This window comes from Saprospiraceae bacterium (assembly GCA_016712145.1).
GTDB lineage: Bacteria > Bacteroidota > Bacteroidia > Chitinophagales > Saprospiraceae > Vicinibacter.
This window is the reverse complement of sequence record JADJRO010000003.1, coordinates 389822-408324: the sequence shown is the minus strand read 5'-3', so window position 1 is coordinate 408324 and position 18503 is coordinate 389822. Positions and strand designations below refer to the sequence as shown.

The 18503-nt window shown below is 32.9% G+C and carries 17 protein-coding genes; 9 read left to right on the top strand and 8 right to left on the bottom strand.

From position 1 onward, the window contains the following. Positions 1–14 precede the first annotated feature (14 nt). From IPK91_14400 to IPK91_14365, 8 genes are all read left to right on the top strand, one after another. On the top strand, positions 15–1709 hold the full coding sequence (locus IPK91_14400) for a T9SS type A sorting domain-containing protein (protein MBK8298438.1): 1695 nt from the start codon (positions 15–17) through the stop codon (positions 1707–1709). A 218-nt stretch (positions 1710–1927) separates the two neighbouring features. After that, positions 1928–2371 (top strand): VOC family protein, encoded by a 444-nt coding sequence (locus tag IPK91_14395; protein MBK8298437.1) that lies wholly within the window; start codon positions 1928–1930, stop codon positions 2369–2371. Between the two features lie 392 nt (positions 2372–2763). Then, positions 2764–2949, top strand: a complete 186-nt coding sequence (locus IPK91_14390) for a CsbD family protein (protein MBK8298436.1) — start codon at positions 2764–2766, stop codon at positions 2947–2949. A gap of 85 nt (positions 2950–3034) precedes the next feature. Beyond that, entirely contained in the window at positions 3035–3469 is a 435-nt protein-coding gene (locus IPK91_14385; GenBank protein ID MBK8298435.1) for a hypothetical protein, read from the top strand. A 261-nt stretch (positions 3470–3730) separates the two neighbouring features. Beyond that, positions 3731–3931 (top strand): general stress protein CsbD, encoded by a 201-nt coding sequence (locus IPK91_14380; protein MBK8298434.1) that lies wholly within the window; start codon positions 3731–3733, stop codon positions 3929–3931. A 205-nt stretch (positions 3932–4136) separates the two neighbouring features. Further along, positions 4137–4388: a GlsB/YeaQ/YmgE family stress response membrane protein gene (locus IPK91_14375; GenBank protein ID MBK8298433.1), complete on the top strand. Its 252-nt coding sequence runs from the start codon at positions 4137–4139 to the stop codon at positions 4386–4388. Positions 4389–5122: 734 nt separating this feature from the next. Then, complete coding sequence (locus tag IPK91_14370) at positions 5123–6271, top strand: T9SS type A sorting domain-containing protein (protein MBK8298432.1); 1149 nt, start codon at positions 5123–5125, stop codon at positions 6269–6271. 317 nt (positions 6272–6588) lie between these two features. Next, complete coding sequence (locus IPK91_14365; protein ID MBK8298431.1) at positions 6589–7128, top strand: helix-turn-helix transcriptional regulator; 540 nt, start codon at positions 6589–6591, stop codon at positions 7126–7128. A 21-nt stretch (positions 7129–7149) separates the two neighbouring features. On the opposite strand, the gene IPK91_14360 is transcribed toward IPK91_14365, so the two are convergent. From IPK91_14360 to IPK91_14325, 8 genes are all read right to left on the bottom strand, one after another. Next, a complete protein-coding gene (locus IPK91_14360; GenBank protein MBK8298430.1) occupies positions 7150–7491 on the bottom strand; it encodes a cupin domain-containing protein in 342 nt (113 codons plus the stop codon). A gap of 594 nt (positions 7492–8085) precedes the next feature. Then, the gene (locus tag IPK91_14355) at positions 8086–10110 is read right to left on the bottom strand and encodes an outer membrane beta-barrel protein (protein MBK8298429.1); all 2025 of its coding nucleotides are present in this window, start codon (positions 10108–10110) and stop codon (positions 8086–8088) included. 11 nt (positions 10111–10121) lie between these two features. Next, on the bottom strand, positions 10122–13379 hold the full coding sequence (locus IPK91_14350; GenBank protein ID MBK8298428.1) for an Ig-like domain-containing protein: 3258 nt from the start codon (positions 13377–13379) through the stop codon (positions 10122–10124). 366 nt (positions 13380–13745) lie between these two features. Next, entirely contained in the window at positions 13746–14813 is a 1068-nt protein-coding gene (locus tag IPK91_14345; GenBank protein MBK8298427.1) for an AI-2E family transporter, read from the bottom strand. 224 nt (positions 14814–15037) lie between these two features. Next, positions 15038–15424 (bottom strand): hypothetical protein, encoded by a 387-nt coding sequence (locus IPK91_14340; GenBank protein ID MBK8298426.1) that lies wholly within the window; start codon positions 15422–15424, stop codon positions 15038–15040. A gap of 9 nt (positions 15425–15433) precedes the next feature. Next, positions 15434–15772 (bottom strand): hypothetical protein, encoded by a 339-nt coding sequence (locus tag IPK91_14335; GenBank protein MBK8298425.1) that lies wholly within the window; start codon positions 15770–15772, stop codon positions 15434–15436. A 61-nt stretch (positions 15773–15833) separates the two neighbouring features. Beyond that, positions 15834–16112, bottom strand: coding sequence for a YtxH domain-containing protein (locus IPK91_14330; protein ID MBK8298424.1), 279 nt, complete (start codon positions 16110–16112; stop codon positions 15834–15836). A gap of 391 nt (positions 16113–16503) precedes the next feature. Continuing rightward, positions 16504–17184 carry a PorT family protein gene (locus tag IPK91_14325; protein ID MBK8298423.1) on the bottom strand — a complete coding sequence of 227 codons (681 nt, stop codon included), beginning with the start codon at positions 17182–17184 and terminating at the stop codon, positions 16504–16506. Positions 17185–17850: 666 nt separating this feature from the next. Between IPK91_14325 and IPK91_14320 the strand changes: the two genes are divergently transcribed. Beyond that, positions 17851–18498 carry a class I SAM-dependent methyltransferase gene (locus IPK91_14320; GenBank protein MBK8298422.1) on the top strand — a complete coding sequence of 216 codons (648 nt, stop codon included), beginning with the start codon at positions 17851–17853 and terminating at the stop codon, positions 18496–18498. Positions 18499–18503 lie beyond the last annotated feature (5 nt).

The following is an 18503-nucleotide window of genomic DNA, read 5'->3' as shown; positions in this document are numbered from 1 at the left end:
TTAAACTTTCTGGAATGAGATTTATATTCTTAATTTATTTGATCATTTTCATTAATATTAATTTAAACGGAGCCAGTTTTTTTGTTACCAATACCGCTAAACTCACTGGGGATGGAAGTTTAGTAAATCCATGGACGCTTCAAAAAGCATTCGATCATCCTGCTGCTTTAAGACCCGGGGATACCGTTTGGATTCACGGTGGTATTTATACCAATGATTATGATGCACAAACTTCATTTAATTGCAAAACCAATGGAACTTTAAACGCGCCAATTATATTTAGAAATTATAATGGTGAACACGTTTTGATTGATGGTGCAAAATCTTATACGATCTTTGCGGGATTGGGGAATTGCAGTTATACCTGGTTTTGGGGACTGGAAGTCTTCAATTCAAGTTCAACGGATCGAAACCATGATATTTTAGGTGGCATTACCTGTACCGCCGAAAACATCAAATTTATTAACATGATCGTTCATGATACAGGTAGTGGAATCGACGCCTGGAAGACAGCAAAGAATACCGAAATATATGGTTGTTTAATATACCATATTGGCAATAACCTTTTAAACGGTACCAATTGGGAAGGGCACGGACATGGAATGTATTTACAAAATGACACCTTTGGAACCAAATTGATTCACAATAACATCGTGTTTAGCACTTTTGGAAATGGGATCAAAATTTGGCAGACTACAACAACCGCTCCGATAGGAAATTTCGATATTCGCAATAATATTTTATTTAATGGAGGTTCAGCTTCCGAAAACCTGGGTGGCGTTGGAAATAATTCGCGAACTCATAACTTTTTTGTATTATCAAACGGACCAAACAACCCTTTGGTAAATACAGTTATTAAACACAATTATACATTCGCTGGTTTGAATAGCCCACGTCCACCGGTCAATGCTTTTGGATTAAATTATGGAGTAAAAAATTTAATTCTTGATAGTAATTATTTAAGTTGCCAAACCCGGCTTGGTTTTAATAACACGCCAATTTTCGATGCTTCCATCAAAGGAAACCATTTCATTGGCGGCATTCCGGCTGTTTATGGTTATTACTTATGGGGATTTGGTCCATCAGATTATCCAGACAATGAATTTATCCCTGAGTTACCTACCAGTGGCCTTGAATATTTTATAGTGCCGAATAAATATGAAGCAGGCAGAGCACATATCGTAATTTACAATTGGGACAGTCTTGAAACGCTCCACATAAATTGTTTTGAAACCGGACTAGTGCCTGGAGATGCCTACGAGTTAATCAATGTCATGGATTACAATGCCGATGTGATCACTGGAACATTTCCATTGGATGGAATGCTTACAATCCCTATGGTTCAGCATACATTTGCTAAACCGATAGGCTCAAATCAGATACCTGCATCCCAATTTCCAAAATTTGGAGTTTTTATAATTCGAAAAAAAGAAGCACAATTGCCAAATAGTATTTCAAATATTCATCGAATAAATTCGATTCAAATCACCCCCAATCCAAGTTCCGGAGTTTTTACTATAACAAATTTAACTAATATGCATGCTCTGACTATTTGCAACAGTCATGGAAAAACTATTTATTCTAAAAAATTAAATTCAATACATGCATTTATTGAATTAAATTTTTCTGAATTTCCAAAAGGAATTTACTTTTTAAAAGTACAATCCAGAACAAAGATTGAGCAAACGAAAATACTTTTACTGGAATAAATAATTTCACATCTAAATAAACCTTTAGGAATAAATCTTAAATATCCAAAATGAACTAAAATCATGAGTCTAATTTAAACAGTTTTTATAATTTTGCTTTAATTAGCATTTTAAATCATCAAAAATGTATTTTTTTAAACAACAGTTTATAAATTTCTTAATAAAATGATTTAAATTCAGCTTAGAAATATTCAAATTAAAGAATAATAAATAAAAAGATGCCAAGAGTTACAACTTATTTAAACTTTCCCGGGAATACTGAGGAAGCCTTTAATTTTTACAAAAAGGTTTTTAGAGGACATTTTACCGGACATGGATTGCAGCGATTTGGTGATTTTGAACTTCCAGAAGGTGAAGCTCCATTGAGCGATGCCGATAAGAATTTAATAATTCATGCAGAACTTACCATATTAGGCGGACATGCTCTGATGGCAACAGACGCACCAGAAAGCATGGGATTTCATTTAGAATACGGAAATAACATGCATATCAATATCGAACCAGAATCCCGAGAAGAGACTACACGATTATTTGATGAACTATCTGAAGGCGGACATATCAATATGCCTTTGGAAGATATGTTTTGGGGTGCCTATTATGGTTCATTTACTGACAAATACGGTATTAATTGGATGTTGAATTATCAAAATCCAAATTCTTAAAAAATAAGGATGCTTTAAATCAGGTTCGCCCTTTTAAAATTGAATGCCTCTAATAGTGACCCTAAAGTAAAACCAAACTGTGTTCAATACTAAACTAGAATTTTAAATACAGCCATAGCTTTGATTGTAAAAGAAGATTAGCTAGACAATTTTAACTATTTACAGAGGCATACTTAATACCTACAGTCATATAATCACACAATTATGATTGATCGATAGGAAAATCTTACCACAGCCATAAATTTCATTATATATATGGCAATTTGCACATATGTGAAACCTGTAACAAGCAATAGGACTTATATAAATTATTTAAAAAAGCTGACCCTAATTTTGTAGGGCAATAATTTAGTTGCAGCACTGCCGCAGGTTGCGGATTAAATACGAACATTATGAATATTACAGAATTTGAAGGAAACTGGAATGAGCAAAAAGGAAAACTAAAACAAAAATATGCTACGCTTACAGACAACGACTTGATTTTTGAAGAAGGCAAGAAAGATGAAATGATGGGTAAACTTCAAAAAATTCTTGGCAAAACCAAAGAAGAATTGCACAATATCATCTCTGCCTTATAATCGGATATTAATGTTTGAATCGCAATTCAAGCAAATATATTCACGCAATTCTATTTCTTAACTAATCATTTTAAACAAAATAATTATGCCATACAAATTAATATTAGGAGTTTTTACTCTAATCACTATGATAACTTTTTCAAATTGCACCAGTCCAGCTCAAAAAGTTGATGCGGCAAAAGATCAAGTAACTCAGGCTAACGAAGACTTAGCAAAAGCTGAAGCTGAATATGCACAAGATGTATCCAATTTTAAAAGGGAAACAAATGACCGCATTACAGCTAACGAATTAAGCCTTACTGAATTAAAGGCAAAAATGGATAAAAGTAAAAAAGCAATTAAAGCAGAATACAAAGAGCAAATTACTGTACTTGAACAAAAAAATGCAGAAATGAAACAAAAAATTGCAGATTACAAAACGGACAGTAAAGATAAGTGGCAAACGTTTAAAACAGAATTTAATAGTGACATGGACAAACTTGGTGCTTCCTTAAAAAACTTTACATACGATAATAAATAATAGCATTTCGATTTATAATCCGAATGTAATACTCATGCTATAATTGAAACTATATTTTAATTCGAAGCCTTATAAATGCATTTATAATTAGCAATATCAAAACAATTGGTATTGCTATTTTTTTTTCTATAATAAAGACCATTATATCAAATTTATAATAAGTAAATTCTACAATTAATAAATAGCTTACTGTAAGTAGATCATTTAAATTTAAATCAATTTTGCATTGTAATAGTTCTATTACAATTAAATTATTAAATAATGAAAGAAACTGTAGCAACACCAACACCAGTAAAAGTAAACTGGAGTGAGCAAAAAGCAAAATTAAAAGCAAAATTTTCAGTTCTAACCGATGCAGATTTGGTTTACGAAGATGGAAAGAAAAGCGAAATGTTTACTAAAATTCAAGAGAAGATTGGTAAAACTAAAGAAGAATTAACAGCAATTATGGCAGCACTTTAGTCACGAGAGGGCCGTTAGATATCACGTTTAACGGCTGCTTTTTTTAAAGATGTTCTAAATTCTAAGTCCTAAATTCCTTTTCATTTAAGATAAATGAAAAAATTATTTAAACTGGAAAAAGAACCTTTACAAAAAATGAATTTGCTATTCTAAAGAAAATGTATTAAATTGCATTAAATATTTAAAAAACAATAAAAATCAAATCATGGAACATATTATTATCATATTAATTTTAGGAGCCGTTGCCGGTTGGTTAGCAGGTCAATTATATAAAGGCTCTAGTTTAGGTTTAGTAGGAAATATCGTTGTGGGTATATTAGGAGGATTTATCGGTTACTGGGGTCTTGGTATCTTAGGGGTAAATTTAGGTTCCGGATATCTTGGTTATATTTTAACCGCTGCAATTGGTGCCATTGCTTTATTGGCTATCATCAATCTGTTAGCAAGCAGAAGATAGATTTCTATCCAAGTTATTGTGGTTATTATTTGTATTGGTAAACCACTTAGCTGACTCATTTCTAATACTTAATTCAATCTTGTCATTGAGAGAGCAACATTTGCTAACATTGGAATTTATTTTTAAATTTTAAGGGGCATACGAAAAAGATAGACTGACTATCTTAATATGATTGCAAAAGTTGCCCTTAAAATACCCAAAGTTATACTTGGCTATTTAGCTATGCTTAGGCATTAAAAGCTTCCAAAAAAATTAAAATGGTTGTAATTTTAGACTTCCAATACCATGAAGTCTACCATTTTAATTGCAGCTTTTGGCATTACAGTATAGCAATCCGGCCATTCACAGGATCTATTCAAAATTGATTCACTCACTAAGGTTCTTGAAACCAGTTTAAATGATACCAACAAAGTACGCACACAGATCTTGCGTACGGGAGCCTACGCACTTAACTTCCCAAAATGGGATTTTAATGATTGCATCCAAATGATTAGATGTTGTAAATTTCGTATAATACCTACCTGACTCAAAGCTTTGAGATATCCTCAACCTAATTGATCTTTTTACTAAATTTAATTACTGTGAAAATATTATCGACTATCCGGTAAAAAGTTGATCTTTGCTCACGTTGTTTTTGTTTATGTCACAACAAACAAAATACATCTTATGATGAGAATTTAATTATTCCCGTCTTTTTTAACCGGACAACAGTGATTAAGAATTAAAAATTAAAAATGGGAAAGACGACTACTAATTATTTTTGGATTATACTTTTAACTATCCAGATTCAGGTAAATCCTGTTTTCAGTCAATGTTTCAGTTGCAAGAATGCTCCAGCTGGTACCATTTGGTGTGATGACTTTGAAGAAGACATTCCATTTAATCAAAAGTATTTTGAATACAACAACAATGGAGGAGATTTTATCAGACTAGCAAAAGCAGGTCGCGACAGCAGTTATGGTATGCGCGTTAAATGGCAAGCTGGAGAGGTTGGTGCCGGCTCTCTTTCAAAATCCTTTGGGAAAACTCCGGATACCTATATTGGTAAAAATGCCGCTCATCCAGGTGAAACTTTTGATGAAATCTATTGGCGAATGGATGTAAAATCTCAATCCGGATGGATCGGAGGTGGACCCGCAAAACTGAGCAGAGCCATGTGTTTAGCAAACAGCAATTGGGCACAAGGAATGATGGCACATCTTTGGTCAGGTGGAACCAACGATTGGTATCTCGGCATGGATCCGGCTAGTGGAATTGGTCTTGACGGAAGCTTAAAATCAACTAAATACAACGACTTTAATAATTTAAGATGGCTCGGTTTTAAAGCCGGTAAAACACCCATTTATCATGAAAATAATGCAGGCAAATGGTTTTGCATCGTTGGGCATGTTAAATTAAACACACCTGGACAAAAAAATGGTATTTTTGAATTTTGGATTAATGATACCTTGCAAGCTTCTTCAACAAATTTAGATTGGCACAGCACCTGGAATGCCAATCCCAATAACCTGCATATAAATGCAATTTTCTTTGAAAACTACTGGAATAATGGATCACCCGTTGACCAAGAGCGTTCCTTTGATAATTTAGTCATAAGTACCCAACCCATCCCATGCACTTGTATGGTTACAGCTGCTGAAAATCCAATTGAGAAATTTGATAATTCTCTGGCTATTGATCAAGTTGCTAATAAAATTCGCCTAATTCTTCCAGCTTCCAAATTTCCAAGCGTCCTAAGTGTTTTAGATGTCAATGGAAAGCTCATTAAACAGAAACAATTCATTAATTCCAGTGAGTGGCTTGATTTATCTGGATTAAGTTCTGGTATATACTTTTTAAGTACAGAAAAGACAAAACCAGTAAAAATTGCCCTAATTCATTGAATTTTATAAGGATTGTCGCGCTTTAAACCATTTAAGCAAACTATCCTCCTGTTTTACAAATTAAATATTGACAATGTCAATATTTAATAGTAAATTACATCATGGAATAAGTATTTATTAAATATTGACTTTGAATCTTGCCAAATCACATGGATCCATGCTGTTTTGCTAAAATCAAAACTCTAATTCCCAAAGAGCCTAAATAGAAAATATTCTTTTCAAGTTTATCCTTTTAAAAATCACAGCAAGATTTTTAAAATACTGGAATTATTATTTTTCATCATTAAAATTACTATTTGAGATTATATATAAAATATATGGTTAGTCTTCGTTGTAAACTAGTAGTCAAACAAGAACTTGAAAACCTGGGAATTCCTTACACATTTGTTGAATTGGGATTTGTTGATATTCCAGGAGAAATCACAGATAAGACAAGAGATCAATTAAAAATAAATCTGTTGCGGTCCGAATTGGAATTAATGGATGACAAGAAAAGCATCATAATTGAACGCATTAAAAATATTGTTACAGAAATGATCCACTATTCGGACGAAATACCAGATGTCAATTATTCAGAGTTTATAAGCAATAAATTAAATTATGACTACAATTACCTTTCTAATCTTTTTTCAGAAGTTAAAGGCATAACTATTCAACACTTCATAATTTTAAATAAAATTGAAAAAGTCAAAGAACTGTTATTGTACGATGAATTAAACTTAACAGAAATATCATATAAACTCCACTATAGCAGTGTAGCCCACCTTTCCAATCAGTTTAAGAAAATCACTGGTTTATCTCCCTCCTTTTTTAAGAAATTAAAACAAAAGCGCAAAAGCAATTTGGAAAATTTATAATTGTTTCAACAACAAAATAAATTACTCTTCGTATCCACTTTTAATGACTGTTTGGATCATTTTGAATCGGCCATTAGCTTTTACATGATTGGTGGTATGTGCAGGTATTACCATCGATTGACCTGTTTTTAATATAGTGGCTACATTATTTATCACAATATTTGCTTGCCCCTCGATAATTTGAACAAAGGTATCAAATGGGGATGTTTTTTCTGTAAGCCCCTCTCCTACGTCAAATGACATTACGCTAATATTGCCCGTAGATTTTTTCAAAATTGTCTTTATAACTACGGAATTTGGTACATACTCAATGATTTCCACTGTGATGTAAGCGAGGCCCTTTTCTAATTCTAAATTGCTCATAGTAGTACATTATTTAATTTTTAGTTTTAAATATAATATTATATTCATCTCAGCGGATGCTGATTTTCTCCGTTAAGGATTTAGATGGTGGTGCAATGTAAGCTATATTTAAACAACTCCTTAATATTAAATAGAATTCACATTCAATCTGAAGTTATATTAAACTTTATCAGTTAAAAATTAAGCATAACTTTTACTCAATATTGCATGGGTATGTTCCTAATTAATACTGCCAACAATCTAAATCATTAAATTTGAAAATGATAATTTAATAATTAATAAAATTAGTTCAATTTCATTACTAAATATTGCTAATCACCTTATTTAAATTACATGTTTTACACTATTACCATGAAATTAATTTTAATTATAAATGCAATATTAAATTATAATATAAAAAAGGGCCTACCTAATACGTATTAGGTAGGCTTTTAAATTATTTTGTAGAAATTATTAAATATAAATTATAATTCAATTTATAAATAATTGCTTAATCAATTAATCAATATACTTCAAAAATGATTTGCTTTTAATAATTCTGAAAGCAATAGTGATCAGATCTAATGTCATATCTATAATTTATTTAAATTGTGATTACTTCAATGGAATTATATCAATGATTACAGTTCTGTTATAAAATCGTTCCTCAGGAAATTCATTATTGAATGGTGACACATTTTGATCTTCTCCAAAGCCATATAATTCAAATTTAACGTCGGTCCGGTTTGCATTTTGCAATCCTTTCTCCAGAATTCGCAGTACATCATTTGCACGAGCCAGGGATAGATTGAGATTATGAGTTTCGTCTCCAATGATATCTGTATATCCATGGATTAGAACTTTTGAATTTATTGGAATCTTTGGAATTACAACATCCTTCAGATATTTATCATAAATCTGAATGGCTTTTGATTCATCAAACTCATATATAACACTATAACGCATTCCTTCAATATTTTCCGGAGCTTTCCAAAGCACCATATGCACTTTGGTTTCTCTTCTTACTGTTTTACCGGCTTTAGTCAAACCTACCATCGTTACTTTATAGTCTCCTTCCAGTCTGGTGCCAAGAATCGATTTTCCAGGAATACTGACTTGATCCTGATAAAATGGTCCAAAACTTTTTAATACATTTTTATCATCACGAATTTCTAGGTTCCAAGATGAAAATGCAACATTCGCACCACTCGCATTAAATGATACATAACTATCTAAAGGAGCTTCCTGAGAAACCAAAATTTCAACTGGTTTTAAAAATGAGTTTGAACCATTTTGGAATTCCATTAATAAATCCGGAGAATTCGTTTCAATTGAAACGCGTCGATCTCCTTCTCTTAATAAAGTTAAATCACGGGTCCCACCTGGTTTTTCAGAAGGAATATTTGGTTTATCTTGTCCTGAAGTATTAATTCTCAAAGAATTAATACCAAAAACATCTACTAAATAAGTTTCTATAGCTTCGGCCATCTTTTGACCATCCAAGGGTCCATTTTCTGAAGACCCTACCAGATTAATTGTTGATTGCGTATTCTTACCCATTCGATCGCCTAAAATATTCAAAATATTATAATAGACTATCATTTGTCGCTGTGACCTCCCGGTCAAATTTTTGGGAACAAAAAGTTCCACTTGATCTTCTTTAAACTCTTTAACCTGTGATTTGGATAATAACTCATATCGCTGCGGGATTTCAGTTGATCCCAAATCAAAAAATACATAATTTCTCATTGGAAAAATTTCTCGGACCTTTCTGTCAACAGGAATATTTTTTGGAGCGATCACGGTAAAACGTACTTCTGGATCATTTACTATAATTTCAGATGGCGTTGGAATTCTAGTTCCCATACCAAATTTAATTGCAGCACCAACTCGTAAGCTTGTAATATTCCAGGTTTCAATTGTTCGAGGAGATTGTCCAAAATAAGGTTGATACGATATAAATGGAGACAAGACAAACTGCGTGCGATGCATTTGTGATGATAAGTAAATATCATATCCAGCTCCAACTTGCAGAGACACTAAAGTCTTCTTAACATCACTCAAGTCACCATTCACATCAGGAGTTGGCTCTTGTTCTGGAAAATCAGGATTGATTCCCAAAGAATAATTGAAGGATTTTGCAACATTAAATGCAAATCTTGGTCCTCCAAATAAATAGAAATTTGAACGCATCGGCGAAATACGAACACTGGGCTCAATGGTAACATACGATAAATTTGTATTGAGATCAGCAGGACAATTACAAGGAGTAATGACCTGATCAAAAGAACCCCGCTTGCTATCAAATCCTGCTTGAAGACTAATTCCTAAAATTGCACCAGGATGATAATACTCTAATAGAGGAGCTAAATACAATCCCACACTCGTTCCATCGTGAAATGGAACCGGTGCAGTAAAATCTGCATTCATTTTTTGTGTTGAACCCCGATAAAAATTAAAATTTGCTCCGGAAGCCAATCCGATCAACCAGGAAGGTCTTGTATATTGTAAAGCTTGTGAACTCAGAGCAAGCGGTAAGCATAAACCCACCACACAAATTAGCAAGCTATTTTTAAATGCTCTATAAAATAATGCATTCGAAAGGTTCGATAGCATGTTTTGAATTATTTTAAATTTCATAATATTTATTTTTAAGGTTTATTTATAATGTTGGTACTGGTTAAGACAACAGCACCATTGATACATAACATTCTGCCTTCAGCAGTTGCACCTGAATTCATGGTTATAGAAGTCAATGCAAGGATATTGCCTTGAAATGAAGTAAAATCTCCTATTGTTGCAGAACTGCCAACTTGCCAGAATATATTATTAGGTTGTGCAGCGCCGCTTAAAATAATACTACCACCAGCGCCTCCAATCGTAGTAAAGCTGGAACCAATTTGAAAAATCCACACCGCATTTGGATCTCCTTGAGCATCCAATGTTAAATCACCACCAGCAATTAATAAACTGGATGTAGATTTATAAATTCCAGGTGTTAAGGTCTTGCCACCTTGATCTCCTGATATAACTATTGGAACAGGAACACTTGCCCCTTTTGCAAAATTGTAGGCTGCTGTTAAATCATTTTTTGCCTGAATTAACATTGCAGCTACTCCGGGAGGTGCGACATCATCTGCGGCATAAATGGCACCATTTACAATAATCGCTGGTGGAAATCCAGTAACCGATGATCTAAAACCAGGACTGATTCCAACATCCATATCATGAATTTCACTAAAACCAGCATTATTGCTAACACCCGCGCCTGCAATAATTCCAAATCGAGCTACAGAATTTAAATTAACAAACGGTGCTCCACCTGAAAGTTTGGTAGTAAAACTCCAGTTATAATCATTCGCCATTGGTGTGCCTGCCAAATTTTTTGCAGCGGTTGTAATTCTTGCCGAATACAATGTATTTGGTAAAAGATCAACAACCGGATTAAATGAAGCAGTAAGACCTGAATAGGTAACTGTACCAACAATAGGAGTAGTTCCATTAAATAAAAGGAAACTCGTTTCATTAATTGTAAGTGGATCCATAGCAATACTAAATAGGGCTGTTATTGTTTTATTGTATTCCGCTCCCAATGCATTATTCACAGGGTCAGTAGAAACAACGGATGGTGGAATTAAAACGATTGTTGTAAATGACCATTGGTAATTTGCAGCCAGTGCAATTCCTGCTAAGTTTTTGGCTCCGGTGGTAATCGTTGCTGTATAAACTGTATTGGATGACAATAAATTATCTGGCTGAAATGTTGCAGTAATTCCGGAATAGCTAACTACTCCACTTACTGGAATTCCACCATGACTGAGTGTAAACGTTGATGTGTTGATGGAAGCCGGATCCATCTGTGTACTAAAATTCGCAGAGATCTGTTTATTTAATAATACACCTGATGCGTTATTTAAAGGATCGGTTGAAATGACCGTAGGGGGTTGATTTGAAATCGTGGTAAAAGTCCACACATAATTACTCGCTAAAGCAACACCAGCAACATTTTTAGCAATTGTTGTAATTGTAGCCGTGTACAGCGTATTTGCTTTTAATGCAAGCGTCGGAGTGAAACTTGCAGTTACACCAGAATAGCTCACATTACCAGAAACACTGATTAACCCTTCTTTAAGAATAAAACTAGATGTATTGATGGACGTTGGATCCATCTGTGTACTAAAGCTTGCTGTAATCACTTTATTCAAGACAACTCCAGTTGCATTGTTAACTGGACTTGTTGAAATTACAGTAGGTGGAGGAACCGTAAGGGTAGTAAATGTCCAAACATAGTTTGCAACTAGATTTATTCCTGCAACATTCTTTACTGCGTTGGTAATCGTAACGGTATAGTTGGTATTTGATTTCAAATTGACAGAAGGAATAAATGTAACCGTTACCCCTGAATAGAGTATCGTACCAGGAATCATTACCCCAGCTTGACGTAATATAAAAGTGTTCGCATTAATTGTTGATGGGTCCATTGGCACGCTAAACGTGGCCGTTATAATTTTCGCCAACAAAACTCCGGTTGCATTATTTATTGGGTCCGTTGCTATAACAGTAGGTGGTATATTATTGACTGTCGTAAATGTCCAAACATAATTTGTTGCAATTGGTGTACCAAGCAAATTCTTTACGCTTGTTGTAATCGTTCCAGTGTAAACAGTATTTGGACTTAATGGACTTGTAGGATTAAAAAAAGCGGTTGTCCCTAAATAACTTACAATACGAGAAATAGCTGTATTCCCATTTTTAACAGTAAAGCTATTTGTATTTATAGTAAGTGGATTCATAGGCACACTAAAGCTTGCTGAAATTACTTTATTTAGAATGACAGCAGTCTCTAGATTGAAAGGATCCGTTGATATTACAGTAGGAACTAAAATAGAACCGGTACTAAACGTCCAAATATAATCATCCTCTAAAGGAGTGCCTGCAAGATTTTTTGCAGCAGTAGTTATCGTTGCAGTATAAGTTGTATTTGCATCTAAAGAACTATTGGGAACAAATGTCACAGTAGTACCTGAATAACTTACTACACCTGCGATCGTCGTCAAGCCTTGCTTAATAATAAAGCTTGAGTTTGTCAAAGTGTTTGGAATCATTGGTACAATAAAATTTGCCGTAATTCTCTTTGTAAGGATAACATTTGTTTCATTATCAAATGGATCCGTACTAATTACTGTAGGAGGAAGAAAGCTTAATGTTTTGAATGTCCAGATATAATCGGCCGCCAAAGAAACACCGGCCAGGTTTTTTATTCTGGTAGTCAGTATTCCTGTATATGTTGTATTGGGTTCTAACAAATTCGTAGGAGTAAAGTAGGCTGTATTCCCAGAATAAGAAATAGCCCCTTCTGTAGAAGTAAATCCTTGCTTAATTATAAAACTTGTTTGATCAATTGTAGATGAATCCATGGCCATGTTAAATGTTGCCGATATTACTTTATTAAGTAACACATTGACTTCATTATTGGTCGGACTGGTAACTACAATCAATGGACCTATAAGCAAGCCTGTGCTAAAAGACCATACATAATCTGCTTGCAAAGCATTTCCTCTTGTATCCTTTACATCTGTGGTAACACGACCTGTATAAATTGTGTTGGCTTCCAGTGGGGACAGGGGAGTAAATGTTGCAGTCAAACCAGAATACGAAATTGTACCCGTCACTACAGTTGGACCGTTAATAGAAATTGAATTCAGCGTAATTGTGCTTGGATTCATCTCTTCATTAAAAGTCACTGTAATAATTTGATCCAAAGGGACACTGGTTGCTCCATTGGTTGGATTCGTGGAGACTACCAGCGGACATAATCCGATGATTTCTGTAAAATCATCCTTTTTGCAAGCCGCTGTAAAAAACATCATTATCAAAGCGCATTTGCTCAATAGTGTTTTGAATTTCATTGTGTATAATTTATACCCGCAACTGGCGGGCCATGTGTGAATAATTTTCACATCACAAAACTGCCTAAATAATAATATAATAAATTACACAACAACGAAAACCAATTACATAATTCAATGAAATTAAAAATATATAAAATCCAAACAATACATTTAACAAATAAATAAATGCTTCTTAACAAATTGCGTTAACTCGAAATAATTCGAATCAATTTAAATATCATAGTTAAATTAGATATGTTATTTAATAAATTGCAATTTGGAACATCTCCAACATTCATTGAGATGATTAAACTATGATATTAAAACTCCTGGGTTATAGATAAAAAAAGGAAGTTATTAATACTGAAATATGAATTATTTAGATTAGTTAGTTTTAGGATTCACTTTATTTCCAAGCAAATAACCCCAAGCTTTCAATGAATCTACATGATCTAAGCCAACTTTTAAAATGGCTGTCATTGGGATTGATAAAAACATTCCCGGAATACCCCACAAAGCACCACCGAGTAATACAACTACTATTGAAACCAATGCATTCAATTGCACCCGACTCGCTACAATCCTTGGTACAATAAAATTATTATCAATTAGCTGAATGACTAAATAAACACCGACTACTTCTAAAGCATAGGTATATGAATCCTTAGTAACTAAAGCTATGGTCACTGGAATGATGGTTGAGAGTACTCCCCCTAAATAAGGAATAATATTTAATATTGCTCCACTGATGCCTAAAATTACCGCGTACTCAATTCCTATAATATATAAACCAATAGAATTCAAAACTGCAACTATCAAAGCCTCTAGTAATAATCCAACCAGATATTTTTGAATAATATTTTTTGAATTGCCAAGAAACTCAAAAACATCTTCTTGATTCCTTCTTATGAATAAACGCTTCATAAATTCAATAAAAAAACCCTTATAATAAAGTATTAAAAATAAATAAACCGGAAGCAGAATCATTATAAATAGAAAACTATTAATTAATTCGACTGTATACCCTATTGAACCACCCAAATTACTGAGTGCCTCCATTTGAGTTTTATAAATCCACGCATTAATAATTTCAATTTTTATTTTAAATTGACTGGAAATCCACTGCACCCAATTTACAGACAATGTTTGAGATTTATTGCTTAAAAGTGGATATGAATCATAAAACAAAGTAAATTGTGCAAATATCAAATAAAGTACAAACAAGCCAATCAAAACAATTATTACAACAACTAATGTAATTGCTATGGTTCGATTAAATCCTCTTCTACTTAAAAATTCAATTACCGGATCAAGGAGAATCGCAAATAATAAAGCAAATATCAAAGGTACAATAAGGTATTCACCAAGATACAAAGTCATGATAATGGCCGTTGCGCCAATTACTAAACCAGCAAACTTAATATAAAATGGAATTTTTATAGAGGCTTCCAAATGTTAAATGAATTTGTAAAATGATAAAATAAGACTTTAGAATTAATATAAATCGAAACTCAAAAAACAAAATTTAGAAATGCTTTAAATGAACCAATGAAATAAATCTATTAAATCAGATCAATTAACCACAGTTAATAAAAACAATCTCGACGGATTCAATAATAAACTTTATGTTGTTGTTAAAACTTAAATTTATACCAGGTTACTAAGAATTTGAGTACCTATTTCTTTTTATATAAATTACTCAAGAGATTAAACCCTCCTTTTATAATACCCTTTATTTTTTCTGGATTTCTAGAAACAATGCCTGAAACTCCCAACATTAAAGCTGTTCCAATTATTCGCCTTACCGGACTATGCGATGTCCCTTGAAATAACAGTTTTGAAACAAATCCTGTTGCTATTCCTATAAATCCATTTGCGACATCATCTGGAATGGCACTGCCCTGTTTGTTGCCTTCAAACACTGACTGCAACAAATTTGAAGGACTTAATTTTTCAATTGTTTGCTTTACAAAATGAGTTAATTCTATTTTTGAATCTGCTTGCTGAATCTCCAACGCAGAAATACGGGCTCTTAAATTTATTAAATGCTGGGAGTCTTTCATAAATTAGAATTAACCAAGTTTTTCTATAAATAATTTACTCACAGGCTTCAAAATCAATTTATATAAAACCAAATGAACTAAAAAAGCCAAAACCAAAAAAGCTGCACCTACTATAAAAAATCCATAATATATTTTTCCAAATAATTCTCCTAAATAAACCGATAATCCTAAGCTACAAAATACAGTAAAAAACAATAATAGTAGTATTACTGTCAACCTGGATAAGATTAGTGAAACAATTATTGCAGATTTTTCAAGCGATTTAAGCTTTGTTAATTCAACAGTAATAGAAAAATATCGCTCGATCTTTTCAACCAGAATATCAAATAAATTAGTTTCTGCCTCCATGAAATTTAAAATAAACTATCAAAAACAATTTTGTATAAAAAATAAAACGATTCTACTAATCTCAACTAACAACATTTGGATACATACCTGCAAGATCTTGCTGCTGCTGGTTCGCTTTTCCATTATTGTTTTCAGTTAGTTTGCTTTTATCTATTTCTGAACCTGACAATTGATTTATCAGATTATTTAACTTTTTCTCTAACTCTTCTACAAGACTGTCGCGTGATTGAACAATTTTCTTTCTTGTTTCAGATCCCTTCTCGGGGGCAACTAAAACACCCAAAATAACACCTGCAGCTAAGCCAAATAAAATACCAATTACAATTTTTTCGGAATTCATCATATAAAATCTAATTAAAGGATCATTTAAAAAACGTTCAATATTATTAATATAAACTAAGAACAAATCAGTTATGAATATAAATTAAAAATGCTTCCCTCAGAATGCCAAGGGAAGCGCAAAAACTAATCTAAACTCTCTGTTTTTATAAATCACTTAATGCATCTTCTCCAGAATGAAATTAAGAAAGGCAGAATGAATACAGGATAAACTCTACCTTTCTTTGCACATACCAATGAAGGTACACCGGTAATTCTATTTCAAATATAAAGGTGGTAATTTTACAAACAAGTTAATTGCACATTTGCAATAAAAACTTATATAATTGCCACATGGTTAAATTTCTAATTTTAGGACTAAATCTAATTTTTTAGATTCAACAATTGGCATACTAAAACAAGTATGAAACACCCACATATCCAGAATACGATTTAATATGTGTGCGATCTAATATATAGTATGAGTTGGTTGTTACAGAACCGCTATTGTCACTTATGTCAATGAGTCCAATTACGCCTCTGAATCCAAGTCCCAAGCGAAGCATACCAGCGGCCGCAATCCCAAAATCAAGTCCAGCACCGTAAGCAAATCCCAGATCTCCCTTTTTTACAGAAAGCACTGCTTTTCCTGTAGAAGTACCATCCCCTCCTGTACTCGTTAATCTGCTACCTACGCTGATTCCAATTTGCGGGCCCGCTACAACATTAAAACTTACAAGGCTTTGTTTGCCTGTATTCAATGACAATAACAACGGAATATTTACATAGCGAAGTTTTATATTGTGCTCAACTTCATTTTCACGATATTTCTGAGACAATGAATTGTATATTAACTCACCTTGGATTCCTACATGATTTGTAAAATTAAATCCCAGTAAAGCACCAAAACCATAACCTAAAGTGACTTCTCCTGTAACGGTACCTCCTCCTGAGTTTCTTAAATTAACCGATGTAAAATTTGGCATAAACCTTAATCCAAACTCTGCATGTTGGCTAAACCCTGAAAGGGAATACAAAACCATGATTGCGACCGGTATGAATTTTACACCCAGTTTAATATTTAATAAATTCATTTTCAATTAATTTAATTCGGAATTATTTCCTTCACAAATCTGATACTTTAATTCTAATAAAAGTTATACGAATACTAATAGTTGTTGCATTATTCACATATGACATAAATGTATCATACAAGTTACAAACATTGCGTATCAAATAAATAAAATGGAAATACAATAAATATCACCTGAATTTGAATTTGTTTTCTAATTTTTTCATGAATTTTATAGGCAATTTATATTACAAATCATTTTGAATTTCATCCGGTATTAAATTACACTGATTCGGAATGAATACAAGAAATTAATAATTAGAAAATCAATGCTAAGATTCCAATGCACTTGTTTAACAAGTTGATTGAACTTTTTGATCACCGCCAAAAGCGCTATTTCATAGCTGGGTATCAGTGGAGGAATTGAGTGCCTCGCATATCAGTATAGGATTTTGGCTCGAAAAAGTCAATAGGGGACTTTCATTCAAACTTGACTATAGCAGGTTGAATTCATAATCCAGCTTTTTTCATTATATATTTACACATTGGTTGGTTCAATCAAGCGATACACTCGAAAACCACCCTCATTAAAAGCAAATGAATCAAATAGTTCGATTTAATGACTCCAACTTAGCAAAATAGATGGAGATCCCTATTTATATTAAAAAAAATATAAAACCAGAATCAAATGAAGTCACCAGAATCAAACATTTCAAATTGGGATGATATTGCACAACGCTATCAGGACAAATTCATGGATTTAAATATTTACAATGAAAGTTACGATCATTTCTGCAATTTACTAGACAAAGAAAATCCAAAGATTTTGGAAATTGCATGCGGTCCTGGAAACATAACGAAATACCTTAGAGAAATTCGCCCTGATCTAATGATTGATGCAATCGATTCCTCGCCAAACATGCTCCGGCTAGCACAAATAAATAACCCAAGTGTTCATTTTAAATTAATGGATTGCCGCAATTTGAATCAACTAAGTACGTCATACGATGCAATTCTTGTCGGTTTCTGTATGCCCTATTTATCAAAGTTGGAATGTGCACAGCTAATACAAGATGCGTCAAGGTTATTACACAGTGGGGGAATATTTTATTTCAGTACCATTGAAGGTCTCTACGAAACATCAGCCTATGAAACCAGCAGTGATGGCAAAAACAGTCTGTTTGTCTATTATCATGAGACCACGTATTTAAAGGAAATGTTATTTGCAAATAACTTTAATATCCTAAAATTTTTCACTATAAAATATCAAAAATCAGAATTAAAGATTGAAACTCATCTTATTTATATAGCTAAATTAGAATCAAGAATAAATTAAATCGA

Excerpts from the sequence above, each read along its gene's own strand:
- IPK91_14385 (MBK8298435.1), top strand. The coding sequence starts at position 3,035 with ATGCCATACAAATTAATATTAGGAGTTTTTACTCTAATCACTATGATA.
- IPK91_14370 (MBK8298432.1), top strand. The coding sequence starts at position 5,123 with ATGGGAAAGACGACTACTAATTATTTTTGGATTATACTTTTAACTATC.
- IPK91_14355 (MBK8298429.1), bottom strand. The coding sequence starts at position 10,110 with ATGAAATTTAAAATAATTCAAAACATGCTATCGAACCTTTCGAATGCA.
- IPK91_14335 (MBK8298425.1), bottom strand. The coding sequence starts at position 15,772 with ATGGAGGCAGAAACTAATTTATTTGATATTCTGGTTGAAAAGATCGAG.
- IPK91_14340 (MBK8298426.1), bottom strand. The coding sequence starts at position 15,424 with ATGAAAGACTCCCAGCATTTAATAAATTTAAGAGCCCGTATTTCTGCG.
- IPK91_14320 (MBK8298422.1), top strand. The coding sequence starts at position 17,851 with ATGAAGTCACCAGAATCAAACATTTCAAATTGGGATGATATTGCACAA.
- IPK91_14325 (MBK8298423.1), bottom strand. The coding sequence starts at position 17,184 with ATGAATTTATTAAATATTAAACTGGGTGTAAAATTCATACCGGTCGCA.
- IPK91_14350 (MBK8298428.1), bottom strand. The coding sequence starts at position 13,379 with ATGAAATTCAAAACACTATTGAGCAAATGCGCTTTGATAATGATGTTT.
- IPK91_14365 (MBK8298431.1), top strand. The coding sequence starts at position 6,589 with ATGGTTAGTCTTCGTTGTAAACTAGTAGTCAAACAAGAACTTGAAAAC.
- IPK91_14330 (MBK8298424.1), bottom strand. The coding sequence starts at position 16,112 with ATGAATTCCGAAAAAATTGTAATTGGTATTTTATTTGGCTTAGCTGCA.
- IPK91_14360 (MBK8298430.1), bottom strand. The coding sequence starts at position 7,491 with ATGAGCAATTTAGAATTAGAAAAGGGCCTCGCTTACATCACAGTGGAA.
- IPK91_14390 (MBK8298436.1), top strand. The coding sequence starts at position 2,764 with ATGAATATTACAGAATTTGAAGGAAACTGGAATGAGCAAAAAGGAAAA.
- IPK91_14375 (MBK8298433.1), top strand. The coding sequence starts at position 4,137 with ATGGAACATATTATTATCATATTAATTTTAGGAGCCGTTGCCGGTTGG.
- IPK91_14400 (MBK8298438.1), top strand. The coding sequence starts at position 15 with ATGAGATTTATATTCTTAATTTATTTGATCATTTTCATTAATATTAAT.
- IPK91_14395 (MBK8298437.1), top strand. The coding sequence starts at position 1,928 with ATGCCAAGAGTTACAACTTATTTAAACTTTCCCGGGAATACTGAGGAA.
- IPK91_14380 (MBK8298434.1), top strand. The coding sequence starts at position 3,731 with ATGAAAGAAACTGTAGCAACACCAACACCAGTAAAAGTAAACTGGAGT.